Source organism: Thalassotalea eurytherma (genome assembly GCF_030161415.1).
GTDB lineage: Bacteria > Pseudomonadota > Gammaproteobacteria > Enterobacterales > Alteromonadaceae > Thalassotalea_G > Thalassotalea_G eurytherma.
Genome location: NZ_BSSU01000004.1, coordinates 1 through 18,125, shown reverse-complemented (window position 1 = coordinate 18,125; position 18,125 = coordinate 1). Strand labels below are relative to the sequence as shown.

The window sequence follows — 18,125 nt, the reverse complement described above, 5'->3', positions numbered from 1 at the left end:
TATGGACTTTTTTATTAGTAAAGCACACGCCGCAGCAGCGCCAGCTCCAGGTGCCGGTATGGACATGATCATCATGTTACTTGTGTTTGGTTTAGTGTTTTATTTTATGATTTACCGCCCACAAGCTAAACGTGTTAAAGAGCATAAAAGCTTAATGTCTGCATTAGGCAAAGGCGATGAAGTGCTTACACAAGGTGGTTTAGTAGGTAAAATTGCAAAAGTTTCTGATGAAAAAGACTTTGTTGTGATTGCAATTGCTGAAGGTACTGAAGTAACAGTACAAAAAGCTGCTATTTCAGCAGTACTGCCAAAAGGCACAATGAAAAGCTTGTAGTCAAATAGCCGCACTTGTTGCGGCTTTTTGCTTTATTAAAGATAACTTTAGGATGAAATTGTGTTAAACAAGTATCCATTATGGAAAACCTTGATGGTGCTGTTCATTGTTGCCATCAGTGCCCTATATGCTGCACCAAACCTTTATGGTGAAGACCCAGCGGTACAAATTTCAGGCTTACGTGGCTTTGTAGCGAGTGAGACAACGAAGGCAAACGTTGAAAGTACCCTTAAAGAAAACCAAATTGAGTACATGAACGCTGAATTTGAAAAAGACCAAGTATTGGTTCGTTTCAAGAATACTGAAGATCAGTTAAGAGCGCGTGACTTACTTGATGAAAAAATTGGTGAAGAATATTCAGTTGCGTTAAACCTTACGCCAGCAACACCTGATTGGTTAGCTGCAGTAGGCGGAGCGCCTATGAAACTAGGTTTAGATTTAAGTGGTGGTGTTAGCTTCTTAATGGAAGTTAATATGAACGAAGCCATCTTAAAAGCTGAAAACGGTATGGTAGGTGATTTTCGTACCGACCTTCGTGGCGAAAAAATTCGCTATAAAGGTGTTAAACGCACTGATAATGGCATTGAGATTCGCTTAAGAAATGCTGAAGATTTAGACGCGGCAGAAACCTTTCTATCTCGCCGTTACCGCGATTTTATTTTTGACGAAAACTCTGATGATTTAACGCTTACTGCGATCATGACAGAGCAAAAATTAAAAGAAACACGTGAATATGCGCTTCAGCAAAACATTACGATTATTCGTAACCGTGTAAATGAATTAGGTGTTGCAGAACCGCTTGTACAACGTCAAGGTCAAAAGCATATTGTTATCGAATTACCGGGTATTCAAGATACGGCAAAAGCTAAGAAAATTTTGAATGCAACTGCGACTATTGAATTTAGAATGGTTGATACTGACGGTGATTTGAACGCAGCCTTAAGTGGTCGTGTACCGGCAAGCTCTCAACTATTAAATCAACGTGATACTAATCGCCCAATTCTGTTAAAGAAACGCGTTATGTTAACGGGTGATCATATTGTTGATGCTAAATCTGGCTTCGATGAATATTCACGCCCGCAAGTAAACATTACCCTTGATTCGCCAGGTGGTAGCAAATTCTCTAACGCAACCAAAAACAACATTGGTAAGCCAATGGCGGTTGTATTTATTGAATACAAGCCAACAGGTAGAGTTGATGCAGAAGGCAATACCATCTTTGAAAAAGTTGAAGAAGTTATTTCTGCACCAACTATTCAAGCTCGATTAGGCAAAAGCTTCCGTATTACGGGTGCAGGTAGCCAAGCTGAAGCACATGACTTAGCGTTATTACTTCGTGCTGGTGCCTTAATTGCACCTATTCAAATTGTTGAAGAACGTACTGTTGGACCATCTCTAGGTGCTGAAAACGTACAGTTAGGTCTTCAAGCGATTGTTATAGGCTTTATCGCGGTTTGTATCTTTATGGTTATTTACTACCGTGCATTCGGCATTGTCGCTGACGTTGCACTGACCGTTAACCTTATTATGATTATTGGTGTTATGTCGATGATCCCAGGTGCAACATTAACGTTACCAGGTATGGCGGGTATTGTATTAACCGTTGGTATGGCCGTCGACGCAAACGTACTTATTTTTGAGCGTATTCGCGAAGAATTGCGTAATGGTAAATCAGTCCAACAAGCGATTCATCAAGGTTACGATGCCGCTTATTCAACCATTCTTGATGCCAATATTACGACTTTGATTGCAGCGTTTGTTTTGTTTGCTGTTGGTACTGGCCCAATCAAAGGCTTCGCAGTTACGTTATCTATCGGTATTATCACATCGATGTTTACCGCTATTTTATTAACTCGTACCATTGTAAATGGTGTTTGGGGCGGTAGACGCCTTGAGAAACTACCAATTTAAAGACGAAGGACTTTATTATGCAAATTATGAATTTTGAAAAGCCTATCGACTTTATGCGTTTTCGCAAACCTGCACTGATGTTAAGTGTGTTTGTGATGTTAATGTGTGTAGTTTCTTTAGCGACCAATAAGCTTAACTTTGGCTTAGACTTTACTGGCGGAACATTAATTGAGGTTGGTTTTGAACAGCCGGCTGATTTAACGAAATTACGAAGCGTATTAGATAGCAACGGTTATGATGACGCAGTTGTTCAACTATACGGTAGCTCACGTGATGTGGTTATTCGTTTAGGTGTTCGTGAAGATGTAAAAGCTGAAACGTTAGGTGATCAAGTATTAAGCGTTTTACGCGAAGGCACTGGCCAAAATATTGATATGCGCCGAATTGAATTTGTTGGCGCAAGTGTTGGTGATAACTTAGCAGAGCAGGGCGGTTTAGCTATGCTAACGGTACTTATCTGTATCTTAGTATATGTATCATTCCGCTTTGAATGGCGTTTTGCTGTGGGTGCTGTGGTCGCTTTATTCCATGATGTATTGTTAACACTTGGTCTATTTTCAGTGTTAGGTTTGGAGTTTGATTTAACGGTACTTGCTGCATTACTTGCGGTTATCGGTTACTCGTTAAACGATACCATTGTTGTGTCTGACCGTATTCGTGAAAACTTCAGAAAGGTTCGCGATGAAGAAACTGGCCAAATTATTAATATCTCATTGACGCAAACACTAGGTCGTACGTTTATTACCTCATTAACGACGATTATTGTACTTCTTGCTCTGTTCTTTAAAGGTGGTGCGTTAATCCATGGTTTCGCAACTGCGTTACTATTTGGTGTGTTCATTGGTACTTATTCATCAATCTACATCGCTAGCTCACTTGCATTGACATTAGGTGTTTCAAAAGAAGACTTAATTCCTGAAGTGATTGAAAAAGAAGGTGCGGATCAAGAGGAAATGATGCCTTAGGTTTGGCTTAAACGTATTAAAAAGGGCAGAGTGTAAATAACTCTGCCCTTTTTTTATGGGCGACATCCTTGTCTCACGGTGAGGTTATCGATAACTTGCTAATTGCTCGCTAGGCTCAGTTATTTGGTAAGTAATTGTTTTATATAAAACATTGTTTAAGTAAACTTCCATATGGTAAATACCCGCACTATCTTCTTTGTCGGTGCGCATGAAAAGCGCTCCGCGTTTTTGAATTTGCATCATCTTCCCCATCAGCTTGTTAGGCTTGTCATGCTCCAATTGAGGTAAAATGTGGACAGAGCTAAGGGTAAACACTTTGTTGTCTTCGTTGGTCACAACAAGGCCATACAGCGCAGGTTCACCATTGTAAGTTTTTGGAATCATGTTTGTTTTTTCAAACCCTACTGGCTCACCGTAATTGTTGTGAAGCACTAGGCCAAACTCTAAGTTGTAATCCGCAGCGTGAACAGTGCCAAAACTACCTAGCCCAACCATGACTAGACGTGTCAATGCTTTATTAAACTGTTTCATGGTATTTCTCCTTGCTTAACGTTCTTGATGCAAATAGGCAGATAAAAGCCGTAATAAAAAGTAAGTGACTATTCGGGACAGGTACTTCAACGACAATTGCGCCAGGAGGTATGCTCCCTTCAATTTCAGCGACTATTTTGTTTTCAATTGCCGATTGAAATGCGTTAAAATTGTTAGCGACGAGTAGGAACGGACTTTCACCATTAATCACATCGTTCGTATACTGATCAACGACACTTTGGCTATTAGTGATACCAATCCCAATCCCGTTACTTTGGCTATTAGTGATAACAATCCCGTTAATGGTATCTACCCCATTCTCTATTGCATTATCCGAAGCCGTTGCGACATTAAGACCTGAGTTATTGGTGCCATCGCCTGATATATCGATGATTTGCTGATAGCCCTGATAATCATTCTGGTCAAATAGTGGTGAGGCAAAATCTATCGCGCTACCAATAGCTGTCATCCCAGAAAACGGTCTCGCTAAATCGCCAATACTTTGAGCAAGCGCGTTAGCACTCTCTTGCGAATCGACCAAGCTCCAATCAATCATTACTTGTTGCTGAGAGCTCCCTGACCACATTATCAATTGGACGGCAATTTTCCCTTCTGTTCCGTTGATAATGGCATTTTGCAAATTATCGCTTTCAAAAGCCGATTGATAACCTTGTAATTGCATATCGTATTCGTTGTTATTGATGCTACCTGAAATATCGACTAGCAAAGATAACTCTATATCGACGGGTGTTATCGCGTCTGCACTTGGCGATAAAGCCATGCTTAGTGCGAGTAACCCCATTGGAATTGCTAACTTTGTCATAACTGACTCCTTCACTCTCCACAGCTGTGTGAATTGGACAATGCTAACAATGCGCCATATTAAAAAACTCATTTAAATACAATAATTTAAGTTATTTCCAGGTGTTTTTTAGTGAATGAGATTTGCAATTTGCATTAGGAGGGTTTGCAAAATGCAATGCAAGTTTCAAATCTATAGTAGGTGTTTTTTATAACTTGTTGAATTTTATGGTTTATTGTTAATGGCTAGCGAATTGCAATTGCAATAGTACTAGCAACAATAATGAAGTAGACAATGCGAGGGGCTTAGTATGAGTACACATTATAGGAAAGACCGCTACAGAAAAACGTCTTCAATGAAAGAAAGCTTAATTAAGGTGGGTGTTGTATTAGTAATGATCGCAAGTTCTACAGCTGCTTGTATTCATTTGTGGCATAAAACAACATTGCTTAAAGATGATATTAGTAAAAATAAAGCGTTAATCAGTGCTCAAAGTAAAGAGCTCGATATATTAAGGACGCTGAATCCATATTATGTAGATAGTAATGACGTGTTATCAAAGGCCGTTGAAAATGCTGATCTTTACCCTGGTTGGATTACCCGTGTATACCCTGTGCCAGATAAAAAAGAACAAATTTTTCATGCGACAGATATCGGCTCGTTTGTTATGAACGAAACTAAATTTTCTTTAGCTAGCCACAAGCGTTATGGCATCACTCAGTCTGATAAAAGCATGTATCGATTAAATGGCTTGTATCCAAGCCATAGTGCTGGGCGGTTGCAAGTTGCGGCAGCATTTTATTTGAAGGGGAATGGTTCGGACGCTCGGGATTCAATGAGTCAAATTGGCTCTTGTTATGCGCGAATTGATATTAATAGGAAGCGTGTGATCGATCATAAGTTGCACATCGTCACTAAATTTGAACAGGAGCAGATTTTAACGGGCAATGTCGATTTAGGTAAAGGTTTATACCCAATTAGTGCCGTGTTTTATTGTGATCGTAATAGTGATTTTTCTGGCGATGATGTTGAAGTAGCTATTTCGTTTAGAACGCCAAGACAGCAATCTTTAACGACGAGTCGACACTCAATATTTCATATCTACAAGCCTGATAGCATCACGGCAAAACTATAGCGAGCAACGCAAAACGAGCTGGCAAATAGTCAGGTTTTTTCATACACCAGTGTTTTGTATTAGGGTCTGTTGATATTTCAGTTTGTAACTCTGTTGCCTTGAAAAAGATGAGATTCGCGGCGCTTAAAGTAATGTTTGGTTGTTCCAAATACACTTTAAGCAACAAAGAATATCGCTTTTTCAAGTCAATCCAAAGGGCTTTGGATAATTTTAAACCTAACATCGTTGAAAATCGTTAAGGTAGAACAACTACATTACTCTCTTTTCGCCTTGTTATCTCCAAGATTAGCCTAAAGCAGGGGCTAAAATGAAAGATCAACAGCCCCTAAATGGCGTTAAGATTTTTTTACTGGGTAATTTTTAACTTTATCAAAGATGTAAGGCCCCTCAATAGCCCCTCAAACTTGCTTATCATTTACATCAAAACCTTGATCCCAACTGGTTAAAACACCTTTTTGGATATCAACATGAGATGTCGCATAATTTGCACCACGTAGTTTGCTCAAACAGCGTTTTTCATCAGTTGAACCTAAGTACTTAATCGCGTTATCAATTTGCTTTTTGTCGATATTAATGTGACAGCCTTGGCGTAAAATTAAATCTTGTGGGGTTAGCCCGTCAAGTTGCTGTGGAGAGCGTCAAACACCAATATATTCTTTAGCATTGGGGATTTCGTAAACGGTGCTGGTAAAAGTTCCTTGTGGCATTTGCTCCAACTTGTATACACGTTGACGATAAGGTTTGTCTAAATTGGCTGATACGGCCTGTTCAACGTAAAGCCACATAGCGTCATCACGAGTTGGCCATATTTGTACCATTTCTAGGTTAATATCATAATAGCTTTCATTCGTAATCGATTGGGCATTGCTGTTAAAAGAACCTGTCATCCAATCAGCTAACTCATTTAGATTAGTTACAAAGGCTGAAGGCATTGCTAGGTTGGTGGCAAGTAAAATGGCTTTAAGCTTTATTATTGTCCTTATTATTGTCCTTATTATTTTCGGCTTGTTAGTCTGGGATTGGAAACCTTAAAGTAAAGGTTGTTCCTTTATCAAGTGCTGAGTTAACGGAAATATTTGCATCGTGCTTCTCAATGATTGCATATGAAACACTTAACCCTAACCCTGTCCCTTCATTTTCTTTTTTCGTGGTATAAAACGGTTCAAATAATCTTTTTATGTTTTTTTGTTCAATACCACAGCCGGTATCACTCACGGTAATTTCAATTTCATCAGCAATAACTTGGCTCATAACCGTTAACTCACCTTTTTCAGACATCGCGTGCGACGCGTTGACGAAAAGATTAACAAAAACTTGTTGGAGTTGACCAAAGTTACCGTGGATTACTGGTAGCTTTGGCGTTAGTTGCATATTAAGTTGATGCTCATACTTGAGTTGATTCCAAACAATTTCAATGGCTGAGTTAATGGCATCATTAATGTTAACCTCACCAAATTCATCTTGTTCTTTTCTCGAAAACGTTTTCAAACTGTTTACTATTGCGGCAACACGATCAACGCCAGTTTTACATGCTTCAATAAGTGGAGGGGTATCTTCTAGCGCATAGGATAAAAGAGGATCTATTTCCTGCTCCTTGTCGGTTAAAGAGTTGCTTAGCACATTCAAGGTATTTTTATAAATTTCAAAATAGTCAGTGAGTACACCTAAATTACTCGCGACGTAACCGATTGGGTTATTGATTTCATGGGCAATTCCAGCAGAAAGTTGCCCGAGCGATGCCATTTTATCGTTATGTGCGAGTTGTTGCTGCGTTTTCTTCAGCGTCGATAATGTATGCTTGAGTTTCTGGTTATTATAAGAGAGCTCTATTTCGGTCATTCTTTTATTGATTGCTGTAGTGAAGCTTTGACCAGACACTCTCAAGGTATTCTTAAAGTCATCGCTATAACAATAGTGATTAATATCAAGCAAGATAATGCGCTGTTGGCTTTTAGAAATAGAAATCACATAAAACAACATCGTACTATTATGAAATAACGTTGAGAATGGATCTTCTCCATTGAGCTCTTGTCGGTGCCAATGCTGTTGATCATGTGAAATAAGGTGAGTTAACTCGTCTTCTAATCGAGTGGTTAAATCTATCCTTTGCCAACTTGATGAAGGGGTCGGCAGCTGCTGTAGTTGCCAGCTTGTTTGTTTAGTTAAAGAAGCAAGAAAAACAGGGCATTGCTCAAGTAGTTGCTGCAAGTTATGGCAATAAGAGTCGAACATTTCTTTGAGACTCCTATCGGAAATCATGCCCTGGTTTAACATCGACAAAAATTGAAGTTGAATTTGTCTTGATGTAGCCTCTTGATAGGCTTTCAAAAATTCTTTATTTTCATCTAACCGTTGTTGGGCTTTTTCATCAAGTTTTTGTTCTAGCAGTTTTTTACTATTTCGTTCTCTTTGTAATGCATTTTCCAGTAATTGAACCGCATTTTTATAGTCATCTATCGTTTTTGAATTCTGATCAGACAATGATCGTCTCCCTTTAACAAGCATTGACTTTGTGACAATTCGACCTTTTGGTTAAAATGTTTAGCTGCACCCAAAATAAGCCCTTCGGCAAAGTGACACATCTTTCTTTTAGATAAGTAACGCACGACTAGGGTGTTATCGTCAGGGCGATCGTATAGCAATGTAGGTGTATATGCTAATGGATCAGCTTTTTGAACTTCGGTATGAATTACAGAATCTACGATGATGATAAAATCAAACACATCTTCTACATGCGAGGCGTATTTAGTTGCTATGCCCATTAACGTTGGAAAAAAGTACACACCAAAACCCCGATAAAGGTCGGGCGCTGGTGTAGCAAGTTTTTCAGATAATGCGTGAGCTAACATAAAAAACTCTTCATCGTCATAAATTTCTGTTGTTAGATATTCGCCTTTAGAAGCCAAAGTACAACTATCAACGACCTCTAGCCATAGAGTTAATGAGTGTTCTTGTTCAACAAATTCTGCTAAACCAGTAAAGATTGCACCTTTCATATTGATACTTCTAATTGATTAATAACGTGTATCCATTATATCTTTAACTATAATGCTGACGTTGTTTAAAGCAAGTCTTTAATTTTTTACGTAATAAAATGGAGTTTAGATGCTACCTTCTGTTTTGATAGTTGATGATGAAAGTGAAATCATTAATGCGCTTAAAAGAGTTTTACATGGTAAGTTTGATATACAAGGTTTTACTGATCCAAGAGAAGCGATAAAGCACTTTGAAGCGTGCCCTAGCCATATAGTGATAAGTGATATGCGAATGCCTGAGATGACGGGGGCAGAATTTTTGACTAAAGTTGCTCAGCTTCACGAACCGACTAAACGTGTTGTATTAACTGGCTATGCCGATCTTTCGTTGGCGGAAGAAGCTATCAACCAAGGTAAAATATCTTGTTATATCGCCAAGCCTTGGGACAACAAAAAACTCATTGAACAACTTAATCTGTTAGTTGATGACATTAAAAAAGATGCAAGAACACGCAACACAATAAAACGCTTGAGTATTGATCACAAAAAGCTGAATACGTTAGAGCAAACCATTTCGCTACTGAATGAAAAGTCAGATCAACAGGTTTCTGAACTAAAAGAAATGAATGTTGAGCTTTTGCATTTAGGTGCTAATTTAGTGAGTTTTTTCTGCCAAGATGGTGATAGACAAAGTGAACGGGTAGCACAGCAAGCAAAACTGCTTGGTAAACGTTTAGGATTGACTCCAGCAGAATGCCAACACATATACTTGGCCGGCTTGTATCATAAAATCGGGTATCACGTCATTCCTGAAGAGTTGGCCAACAAGGCTTGGTATCAAATGACCCAGCTCCAGCAAAAACAATGGGCGGCCTTTGCTGTTACCAGTGGTGAGATTTTATCTAGTTCCCGACTACTGGAATCAAGTGGAAAACTTTTACATCATCTATTTGAGCATGTAGACGGCCAAGGGTTTCCTGACGGGTTAATTGACGAGGATATTCCACTAGGTAGCAAAATTCTGTCAACTGTTTTGTATTATGACCTATTGGTACGCGGTGATATTTTAAATAGCCCGGTTAATCATGTTGAAGCTGAAATAGTGATAAACAAAATGTCAGGCATTGTGTTTGATAGACGTGTAATCAATGCCTTATATCAGCTGATATTATCACCGCAGAGGGACGAAAATTTTGAACGCATTGTTTTGGTATCTGATCTAGTCAAGGGCATGCGTTTAACACAGGATGTTTATGATCTTAATCAACGAAAGCTATTACCTGCAGAAACGGAATTGGCTTTAAAGCAAATTGAACAACTAAAAGCGTATCAGGATGCCTCTGAGCAACAATTAATAATTTATGTTGAAGGTCAACAAAACGTAAGGGAAGTAAATGAGTCAAGCTAAAGAGTTACCGATTGTCGTAATTGTTGATGATGAACCTGAAATTTGTACGTCAATCAACCGTTGTTTGATGCGTGTAAATGCCCAAGTTCATAGCTTTACGTCACCAAGACAAGCATTAAACTTTATAAAAGAACATGAGATTGCGCTTATTATCTCTGATCAGCGTATGCCAGATATTGATGGCCATGATTTACTAAAACAAGTAAGAAACCTAGCGCCGCAATCAACTCGCATTATGCTTAGCGCTTATCAAGACTTCGATGATGTCTCTAAAAGCTTCAATGAAGGTATTATTGACAAGTTTATTTCTAAACCATGGAAGAATGTTGATTTAGTTTTTGCTGTTGAAAACGCGATCAACGCAGAGCACAGTATCGAAAGTAAGGTAACGTCGTCTAAACCTGTAGCGGGTGATATCATCGGTGAAAGCACTGTGATGCATACGTTAAAACAGCAGATTAAAATGGCTGCGGGGGCCAACGTACCAATTTTCGTTCATGGTGAAACTGGAACAGGTAAAGAGTTAGTCGCTAACGCTTGCCATAAAGCAAGCTCTAGAGTTAAACACCCGTTTATTGCTGTTAATTGTGCGAACTTTTCTGAACAACTAATAGATGCTCAACTATTTGGTGCCGTTAAGGGGGCTTATACTGGAGCAGTCAAAGATTCACAGGGGATTTTTGCTCAAGCCGATGGTGGCACAGTATTTTTGGATGAGATCACTACATTGCCTTTGGGAATTCAAGCGAAGTTATTAAGAGTATTGCAGGAGCGCGAGTATACGCCTTTAGGCTCAACAGTATGCGTGAGCTTTGATACGCAAATCGTAAGTGCTTCTTCGGTAAAACTTTCTGACGCTGTAAATGCTGGGGAATTTAGAGAAGATCTATTCTACAGGCTTAATGTTATTCCTTTATCAATCGCACCATTACGCGAGCGTGGTGAAGACATCGCGATTTTGGCTAATTATTTTCTAAGTAAATTTAGTAAAGAACAAGGTAAGCAGTTTACAGACTTTGCTTCATCAACCACCTCATTCATGAAGCAATACCACTGGCCCGGTAATGTGAGGCAGCTAGAAAACACAATTCATGGTGCGTGTATCATGCACGATGGTACTGAGATGACAAGAGAGATGATTGAAAATATCTTGCAACAACATGTCGGCTTCAATCAAAATGAGTCAACTTCAAGCACTTTCATAGAAAATGATGATGAAAATGTTGTACCGCTCGCTGACGTAGAAAGAAAAGCTATTGAATCAGCGATAGATAAATGCAATGGAAATATCTCGCAAGCCGCAGCCTTGCTGAAGGTGAACCCTTCAACAATCTACCGTAAGATGCAAAAATGGTGATGTTATTTAATTACGTAATTTAATTTCCTGTGGTAGCTTTTAACGCTATTTTATTCCTCTTTAAGAATGTTTTGTAATTTTATTACGGAATATCTTTACAATTGGTTTTTGGTTAGTATAATTACTCTAAATCTTGTGGTTAGCCCTGTTATTTGAATTGTTTTAGAGGTCATTATGAAAAAGTTATTTGCATTAGTTGTTGCGTCAATTGTTAGTAGTCAATCATTTGCATTGTCATCAAACGTTAAAGTTGTTGCGTTAGATGATTCACAAGCAACTAATTTATGTGTTGTTGCTGCAACACAAGGTTACGGTCAAGCTAAAAAAGTAGCGATGGGTGTATTTGATAATGCCGAACGTGAACTTGCAACAATGACTTGTAACGGAATGAGCCTTAAGGTCTTTGCTATAAAAGCACAAAAGCAACAGGCTATTGACACATCACCGTCACAAAAGGTCGTTAAGTTTGTTGCAGCGCAAAACAATGAAGCATCTAACTTATGTATTACTGCATTAAACGAAGGTATCGAAGCGGTAGCACAAGTAAACCGTCGTGCGCTAACTGACTTATATTGTAATGGTGTTATCGTAACTAAATTCGCTCGTTACAACGCACCTAAGTAATTACCCCCAAGCTAACTTGCTTGCTTAAAATTTATTCGTAATAAATGTCGCTTCAATAGCGGCATTTTTTTTCTGTCATAAAAGTGTAATACCACCAAGCCTTTACATCACCTGCGTTCAACTACCCCTGTCATCTTTCTGTAAACTTGCTGAAATAAAAAATAAACATTTCCAAAACATTTCTGTCATTTTTGCGCAGTAGCATGACGTCAAAATTTTTAATAACAAAAAATTACGTTTAGTAACTTTTAATAACTTAGACATGCTGCGGAGCATAATAAACATGAAAATGATGGATCTTTTTAAAGTAAGTGCTGTTTCTAGTGCATTAATACTTGCTGGTTGTGGTGGTGACATCAATTTGTCATCAGAAGTAGATAACTCAGTTGGTGATACAATTATCAATAACCCTGAGCCAACTAACCCAACAAATCCTACTGATGATTTAGCTGGTACGCCAAATACTACGTTAAGTGCTGAAGTAAGCGCGGTATTAGGTACAGAAGTTTATGTTCAAACGATCTCAAGTGCTATTACTGAAAACACAACGTTAGTAGCAAGCACTGAAGGCACGCCGGTTTTTTATGCAATCGACGGTGCTTTAGAAGTAGGTGAAGGTTCAACAACAAGTGAATCTCGCCAAGGTGCTCCTGCTCAGCAACAAAATGCAAATGCAGACGGTAGCCCAATTACCCTAACAATTGAACCAGGTGCTGTAGTTTTTGGTAACTCTGGTAGCGACTACGTTGTTGTTCACCGTGGCGCAAAAATTATGGCTGAAGGTACAGCGCAAGATCCAATCATCTTTACGTCATTACAAGATGTGAAAGGTGAAGAAACGACTGCTGGTCAATGGGGTGGTTTAGTTATTTTAGGTAACGCTCCTTCAAACAAATGTCCTACAGATGGCAGTGAATGCGCACTTCAAGTTGAAGGTGTAGAAGAAGGTGCTGTATTTGGTGGTACTGACTGGGAAGATGACTCAGGTATTTTAAAGTACGTCGTTGTTAAGTATGCAGGTTATGAAATTGCACCAGACAACGAATTAAATGGTGTAACATTTGGTGGTGTTGGTTCTGGCACACAAGTAGAGTACATTCAAGTACATGCTAATGCTGATGATGGTGTAGAATTCTTCGGTGGTGCGGTAGATGTTAAACATTTAGTACTAACGGGTAACAAAGACGACTCAGTTGACTGGGACAATGGTTACCGTGGTCGCTTGCAACATGTTTTCATTCAACATGACGTAAATGCTGGTGAAGCTAACCGCGCTATCGAAGCTGATAACGATGGTTCAACGCCAGACAAAGAACCTCAATCAAACCCGACAATTGCTAACATGACAATTATGGGTAACAACTTCGATACTGCTGATAAAGATTCAGAAGGTATCTACTTACGTGAAGGTACTGCTGGTAAGTTCTACAACGTTGTAATTACTGGCCCAGAAGAAATGGGTGAGTGTTTAGAATTTGAAGGTGGCGAAACGTCTTCTGTTACTGTAGATAACGCTACTTCAGGTAAAATCGTTTTTGAAAACTCTGTATTAGCTTGTTCAAACGGCGAAAACTTTAAAGATTCTAAAGCAGCTGACGATTCAGTACTTCTTGATTTAGAAGCATGGTTCCTAGCAGAAGAATCAAATTCAATTAGCACATCAGTTCAAATTGATAATAACGGTGTACCAGATGCAAACTCTCCACTAATTGGTGCAGGTCAAGATCCAGCAGCAATCGACGGTTGGTTTGACACAGCTGATTACGTTGGTGCATTCGATGGTAGCGACGACTGGCGTGACGGTTGGGCATTTGGTTTCGGTGGTGGTGTAGTAACTGCTGAAGCACCTATTGAAGGTTGTCCTACTGGTACAACAGCAATTACAGCTGTAGCTGGCCAATCAGCATGTGAAATCTCAGGTACATTAACTGCAGATGTAACATTAACAGCAAACAATATTTACGCATTAAATGGTCCAGTATTTGTTGGTGAAGACAAAGCAAACTCAGCAACATTAACTATTGACGCTGGCGTAACTATCTTTGGTCGCTCAGGCGGTGACTACCTAGTAGTAAGTCGTGATTCAAAAATTGAAGCAAACGGTACTTCGGCTAACCCAATTACATTTACGTCTAACCAAGATGTAACTGGCGAAGAAACAGGTTCTGGCCAATGGGGTGGCATGGTGCTACTTGGTAATGCTCCATCTAACAAATGTCCTACAGACGGCAGTGACTGTGCACTTCAAGTTGAAGGTGTAGAAGAAGGTGCTGTATTTGGTGGTACTGACTGGAACGATAACTCTGGTACTTTACGTTACGTAGTTGTTAAGCACGCAGGTTTTGAAATCGCACCAGATAACGAGTTAAACGGTATTACATTTGGTGGCGTTGGCGCTGCAACAACTGTTGAGTACATCCAAGTACACGAAAATGCTGATGACGGTGTTGAGTTCTTCGGTGGTGCTGTAAACGCTAAGTACGTTGTTCTAACTGCAAACAAAGATGATTCAGTTGATTGGGATAACGGTTACCGCGGTAACATGCAATACGTACTAGTTAAGCACGCTGATAACGATGGTGAAGCTAACCGTGCGATTGAAGCTGATAACGATGGTTCTACACCAGATAAAGATCCTCAATCAAACCCTACTATTGCTAACATGACAATTATCGGTAACGGTTTTGATACAGCTGATAAAGATTCAGAAGGTATCTACTTACGTGAAGGTACTCGTGCACAATTACACAACTTTGTAGTAACTGGTGCCGCTGGTATGGGCGAATGTTTCGAACTAGAAGCTGGCTTAACAGTTGACCAAGCGGTATCTACAGACACTGTAATTACTAACTCAGTATTTGCTTGTGACGAGAACTTCAAGAACACTGCTGACTCTAGCGATGCAGACTTCAACCTAGGTAACTGGGTACTAAATGCGATGATGAACAACTCAACGCAAGAAAACATTGCAGATGTGTTAAGTGGTATTTATACAACTGATGCAACTGAAGCATACGACTTCGGTGCTAGCACATTCTTCGATAATGCATCTCACATCGGTGCGGTAACAGCCGACAACGATTGGACTGCAGGTTGGACAGTAGGTCTAGAATAAAACCTACCTTAATTAAGCCGCTACCTCGGTAGCGGCTTAATGCTTTAAAACAAATGTTAATTAAAGCGAACCAACTCAATAAAACCTAAAAAGTAATTCAGTCCACAACTACCATGCATAGATTGAACGCGAACATGAACGTTCTTGATAACAACATCATCATGCATAGTAACGAGGTTAGAGATGAAAAAAGTAATTAATCGTTTTAGCTTGTCTAGCTTAACGCTCTCAATACTAGCTGGTCTTACTGTTTCTGTTGCAAGTGTTAACGCTGCAGAACAAGACGAAGAGCTTGCGATGGAAGAAGTCGTTGTTAAAGCGAGTCGATTAAAAGGTACTGCAAGTGCCGTAATTGAAGAAAGAAAAAACCAAGCATTCGTTGCAGACATCTTAGGTGCAGAACAAATTTCTCGCACTGGTGACAGTGATGCAGCTGCGGCCCTACGTCGTGTTACTGGCTTAACGCTAGTTGATGGCAAGTTTATTTATGTTCGTGGTTTAGGTGAGCGTTATTCAAGTACGCAGTTAAATGGTGCTTATGTACCAAGCCCAGATCCGACACGTACAGTTATTCCATTAGATTTATTCCCATCATCGATTATTGAATCATTATCCGTTCAAAAATCGTATTCTCCGTCAATGCCTGCACACTTTGGTGGCGGTAACGTTGATATTCGTATTAAAACCATCCCAAGTGACTTTGTTTTTAATGTACAAGGTAACGTAGGTGGAAATACTGACAACTTTGGCGAAGGCTTTAGCTACGCTGGTGGTGATGATGATTGGAAAGGTCTAGACGACGGTACACGTGCCGCGCCTCAGGCGTTGCAAAATTTATGGTCAAGCTATGCTGGCCTAGATAGCATCAGCCAAGATGAAAACCGTCAAATTGCAGCCGATATGAATCGTGATTTCGATCCAGTTGCCGATGAAGTGGACCTAGATTACGGTTTAGATTTCACATTAGGAAACCGTTTTGATTTTGATGATCATCGCATTGGTTTTTTAGCAGCAGTATCTTATGACAACGAGTACCAATATAGCGAGCTATATGAAGGTCAAGATTTTCGTCTAAACCAAGACGATACATGGTCATTAGTGCGCGGTTTTGATGAAGTAAAATCAACTGAGCATAACGTAAGATGGTCAGGTATGTTTAACGTGGGTTTTGAATATCAAAACAACCACCGTTTAGATTTATCAAGCCTAATTTTACACGATACTGTTGATGAAATTCGTGACAAACTAGGTAACACCAACAACGTGCTAATTAGTGATGGTTTGCGTGTTCGTGATACTGAAGTGATTTACGAAGAGCGTGAAATGATCGCAAACCAAATTCGTGGTACCCATAACTTCCCTGAACTTGGTTTCTTAGGTCTTGATTGGAAATACTCTGACTCACGTTCAGAGCGTTTAGCACCAGGCAATATCTCAACACGTTATATTGTTGCTGATGCTAATGAAGATGGTATTTTCGATATAGAAAATGAAAGTTCATTGCGCCGTGCAACAACTGCCTCTCGTTATACGTTCCAAACATTAGACGATGAAGTTGAAAACTACGGTTATAACTTTTCTTTACCGTTAACGTTCGACCGCACTGAAGTTGAACTTAAAGCCGGTGGTGATTTTGTAGAAAAAAATCGTCAAGCATTTGCGCGCCGTATAGATGTAAATACCTTAGCATTTAACGGTGTTGACTTTACGGGTCACAAAATGAATGACATTTTAACCGATGACATCATTCTTAACGCCGACTTAAATGGTAATGAAACGGTAATTCGTGATACGTCGGTTGACGGTGACGATTACTTCGCAGCTCAAATGATTGATGCATACTACTTAGAAGCTGATGTGTTTATTGACAACAAATGGCGTATTAGTGGTGGTGCTCGTTATGAAGACTTTAGACAAGTTGTTGCCGGTTTAAAACCGTCAACGGGTGAGTTTGATTTACCAGATAACCTTGACGATTTAGCTTTCCAGGAAGACGCTTGGTATCCAGCATTGGCATTAACCTTTATTCCAAATGCTGAAATGCAGTACCGTTTTTCTTATGGCCAAACAACGGTTCGTCCAGATTTACGTGAAGTTGCACCAACAACTTACTTAGATCCTTTAACCGGTTACCCAGTTCGTGGTACGCCTGGCTTGAACACTACTGACATGAAAAACTACGACCTTCGCTGGGAGTGGTACATGGAAACAGGTGAAAACTTATCTGTAGGCTTATTCTACAAAGATATGATTAACCCTATTGAGTCTGTTCAATCACCTGCGCAAGATGGTCCACCATTAATCGTTATGGCGAATGCTGAAGACGGCTTAGTTTACGGTGTTGAAGTTGACTTCATGAAAGATTTCAATTTCTTAAGCGACAGTATTGGTGAATGGGCTGAGAGCTTCTTCTTATCAGGTAACGTAACGTTAAGTGATTCTGAGATTAACATTGATACCCAAAGCGTTGTTGATCAAACGGGTGTTTCAGCTGCGATTACTAATACAACGCGTCGCATGACTGGTCATTCTGAGTATGTGGTAAACCTTAATTTAGGTTTTGATGCACCAAATGGTAACCACTCAGCAACCTTAGCGTATAACGTGTTTGGTGATCGTATTATTATTCCTGGTATTGAAGGCCAAGATGACAAATACGAACAACCATTTCATTCATTAGATTTAGTTTATACATACTACCCAACGTACTCGAGTACCTTGAAGTTTAAAGTACAAAACATTCTTAATGAGAAAAAAGAAATTGAATTCTCTGATACGTTATTCAGATCAGAAACCAAAGGTATTGGTTTCGATGTTCAGTTTAAGTGGGACTTTGAATAGTTTTTCTTAGCTCACCTGCGACAAAAATAAAAAGCCACTCACAGCAGTGGCTTTTTTGTCCTTGTAACACAGCTAAATAGTCATAGTGGCGCAGGCCGCAACCTTAACACTTGTGAATGAGATACCG

13 protein-coding genes and 1 pseudogene are annotated in these 18,125 nt (G+C 39.5%); 9 read left to right on the top strand and 5 right to left on the bottom strand.

Features of this window, described 5'->3' with window-relative positions:
* Position 1 precedes the first annotated feature (1 nt).
* From yajC to secF, 3 genes are read left to right on the top strand one after another with little or no spacing between them, the layout of a single operon-like run.
* Entirely contained in the window at positions 2-334 is a 333-nt protein-coding gene (gene yajC, locus QQK02_RS04050) for a preprotein translocase subunit YajC (protein WP_284206673.1), read from the top strand.
* Between the two features lie 60 nt (positions 335-394).
* The gene (gene secD / locus QQK02_RS04045) at positions 395-2,245 is read left to right on the top strand and encodes a protein translocase subunit SecD (RefSeq protein ID WP_284206672.1); all 1,851 of its coding nucleotides are present in this window, start codon (positions 395-397) and stop codon (positions 2,243-2,245) included.
* A gap of 17 nt (positions 2,246-2,262) precedes the next feature.
* On the top strand, positions 2,263-3,210 hold the full coding sequence (gene secF, locus QQK02_RS04040; RefSeq protein ID WP_284206671.1) for a protein translocase subunit SecF: 948 nt from the start codon (positions 2,263-2,265) through the stop codon (positions 3,208-3,210).
* Positions 3,211-3,294: 84 nt separating this feature from the next.
* Here secF and QQK02_RS04035 read toward each other — a convergent pair whose 3' ends face one another.
* Both QQK02_RS04035 and QQK02_RS04030 read right to left on the bottom strand, forming a co-directional pair.
* Positions 3,295-3,741 carry a hypothetical protein gene (locus tag QQK02_RS04035; RefSeq protein ID WP_284206670.1) on the bottom strand — a complete coding sequence of 149 codons (447 nt, stop codon included), beginning with the start codon at positions 3,739-3,741 and terminating at the stop codon, positions 3,295-3,297.
* Positions 3,728-4,564, bottom strand: a complete 837-nt coding sequence (locus QQK02_RS04030) for a DUF1194 domain-containing protein (protein ID WP_284206669.1) — start codon at positions 4,562-4,564, stop codon at positions 3,728-3,730. Before QQK02_RS04030 ends, QQK02_RS04035 begins: the two co-directional genes overlap by 14 nt.
* Positions 4,565-4,853: 289 nt before the next feature.
* Between QQK02_RS04030 and QQK02_RS04025 the strand changes: the two genes are divergently transcribed.
* Positions 4,854-5,678 (top strand): hypothetical protein, encoded by an 825-nt coding sequence (locus tag QQK02_RS04025; RefSeq protein WP_284206668.1) that lies wholly within the window; start codon positions 4,854-4,856, stop codon positions 5,676-5,678.
* Positions 5,679-6,076: 398 nt separating this feature from the next.
* Here QQK02_RS04025 and QQK02_RS04020 read toward each other — a convergent pair.
* The 3 genes and pseudogenes from QQK02_RS04020 to QQK02_RS04010 form a co-directional block, all read right to left on the bottom strand.
* Positions 6,077-6,610: pseudogene (locus tag QQK02_RS04020) on the bottom strand (chromophore lyase CpcT/CpeT).
* Between the two features lie 76 nt (positions 6,611-6,686).
* Positions 6,687-8,159, bottom strand: coding sequence for a sensor histidine kinase (locus QQK02_RS04015; RefSeq protein ID WP_284206667.1), 1,473 nt, complete (start codon positions 8,157-8,159; stop codon positions 6,687-6,689).
* Positions 8,132-8,674, bottom strand: coding sequence for a heme NO-binding domain-containing protein (locus QQK02_RS04010; protein ID WP_284206666.1), 543 nt, complete (start codon positions 8,672-8,674; stop codon positions 8,132-8,134). Before QQK02_RS04010 ends, QQK02_RS04015 begins: the two co-directional genes overlap by 28 nt.
* Positions 8,675-8,783: 109 nt before the next feature.
* Between QQK02_RS04010 and QQK02_RS04005 the strand changes: the two genes are divergently transcribed.
* From QQK02_RS04005 to QQK02_RS03985, 5 genes are all read left to right on the top strand, one after another.
* Positions 8,784-10,061, top strand: coding sequence for an HD domain-containing phosphohydrolase (locus QQK02_RS04005; RefSeq protein WP_284206665.1), 1,278 nt, complete (start codon positions 8,784-8,786; stop codon positions 10,059-10,061).
* Positions 10,048-11,418, top strand: a complete 1,371-nt coding sequence (locus QQK02_RS04000) for a sigma-54-dependent transcriptional regulator (RefSeq protein WP_284206664.1) — start codon at positions 10,048-10,050, stop codon at positions 11,416-11,418. Before QQK02_RS04005 ends, QQK02_RS04000 begins: the two co-directional genes overlap by 14 nt.
* 174 nt (positions 11,419-11,592) lie before the next feature.
* Positions 11,593-12,042 carry a hypothetical protein gene (locus QQK02_RS03995; protein WP_284206663.1) on the top strand — a complete coding sequence of 150 codons (450 nt, stop codon included), beginning with the start codon at positions 11,593-11,595 and terminating at the stop codon, positions 12,040-12,042.
* Positions 12,043-12,325: 283 nt separating this feature from the next.
* A complete protein-coding gene (locus QQK02_RS03990; RefSeq protein ID WP_284206662.1) occupies positions 12,326-15,157 on the top strand; it encodes a hypothetical protein in 2,832 nt (943 codons plus the stop codon).
* Between the two features lie 183 nt (positions 15,158-15,340).
* On the top strand, positions 15,341-17,998 hold the full coding sequence (locus QQK02_RS03985; RefSeq protein WP_284206661.1) for a TonB-dependent receptor domain-containing protein: 2,658 nt from the start codon (positions 15,341-15,343) through the stop codon (positions 17,996-17,998).
* The last annotated feature ends 127 nt before the right edge of the window (positions 17,999-18,125 follow it).

Excerpts from the sequence above, each read along its gene's own strand:
- yajC (WP_284206673.1), top strand. The coding sequence starts at position 2 with ATGGACTTTTTTATTAGTAAAGCACACGCCGCAGCAGCGCCAGCTCCA.
- secF (WP_284206671.1), top strand. The coding sequence starts at position 2,263 with ATGCAAATTATGAATTTTGAAAAGCCTATCGACTTTATGCGTTTTCGC.
- QQK02_RS04035 (WP_284206670.1), bottom strand. The coding sequence starts at position 3,741 with ATGAAACAGTTTAATAAAGCATTGACACGTCTAGTCATGGTTGGGCTA.
- QQK02_RS04030 (WP_284206669.1), bottom strand. The coding sequence starts at position 4,564 with ATGACAAAGTTAGCAATTCCAATGGGGTTACTCGCACTAAGCATGGCT.
- QQK02_RS04025 (WP_284206668.1), top strand. The coding sequence starts at position 4,854 with ATGAGTACACATTATAGGAAAGACCGCTACAGAAAAACGTCTTCAATG.
- QQK02_RS04010 (WP_284206666.1), bottom strand. The coding sequence starts at position 8,674 with ATGAAAGGTGCAATCTTTACTGGTTTAGCAGAATTTGTTGAACAAGAA.
- QQK02_RS04005 (WP_284206665.1), top strand. The coding sequence starts at position 8,784 with ATGCTACCTTCTGTTTTGATAGTTGATGATGAAAGTGAAATCATTAAT.
- QQK02_RS04000 (WP_284206664.1), top strand. The coding sequence starts at position 10,048 with ATGAGTCAAGCTAAAGAGTTACCGATTGTCGTAATTGTTGATGATGAA.
- QQK02_RS03995 (WP_284206663.1), top strand. The coding sequence starts at position 11,593 with ATGAAAAAGTTATTTGCATTAGTTGTTGCGTCAATTGTTAGTAGTCAA.
- QQK02_RS03990 (WP_284206662.1), top strand. The coding sequence starts at position 12,326 with ATGAAAATGATGGATCTTTTTAAAGTAAGTGCTGTTTCTAGTGCATTA.
- QQK02_RS03985 (WP_284206661.1), top strand. The coding sequence starts at position 15,341 with ATGAAAAAAGTAATTAATCGTTTTAGCTTGTCTAGCTTAACGCTCTCA.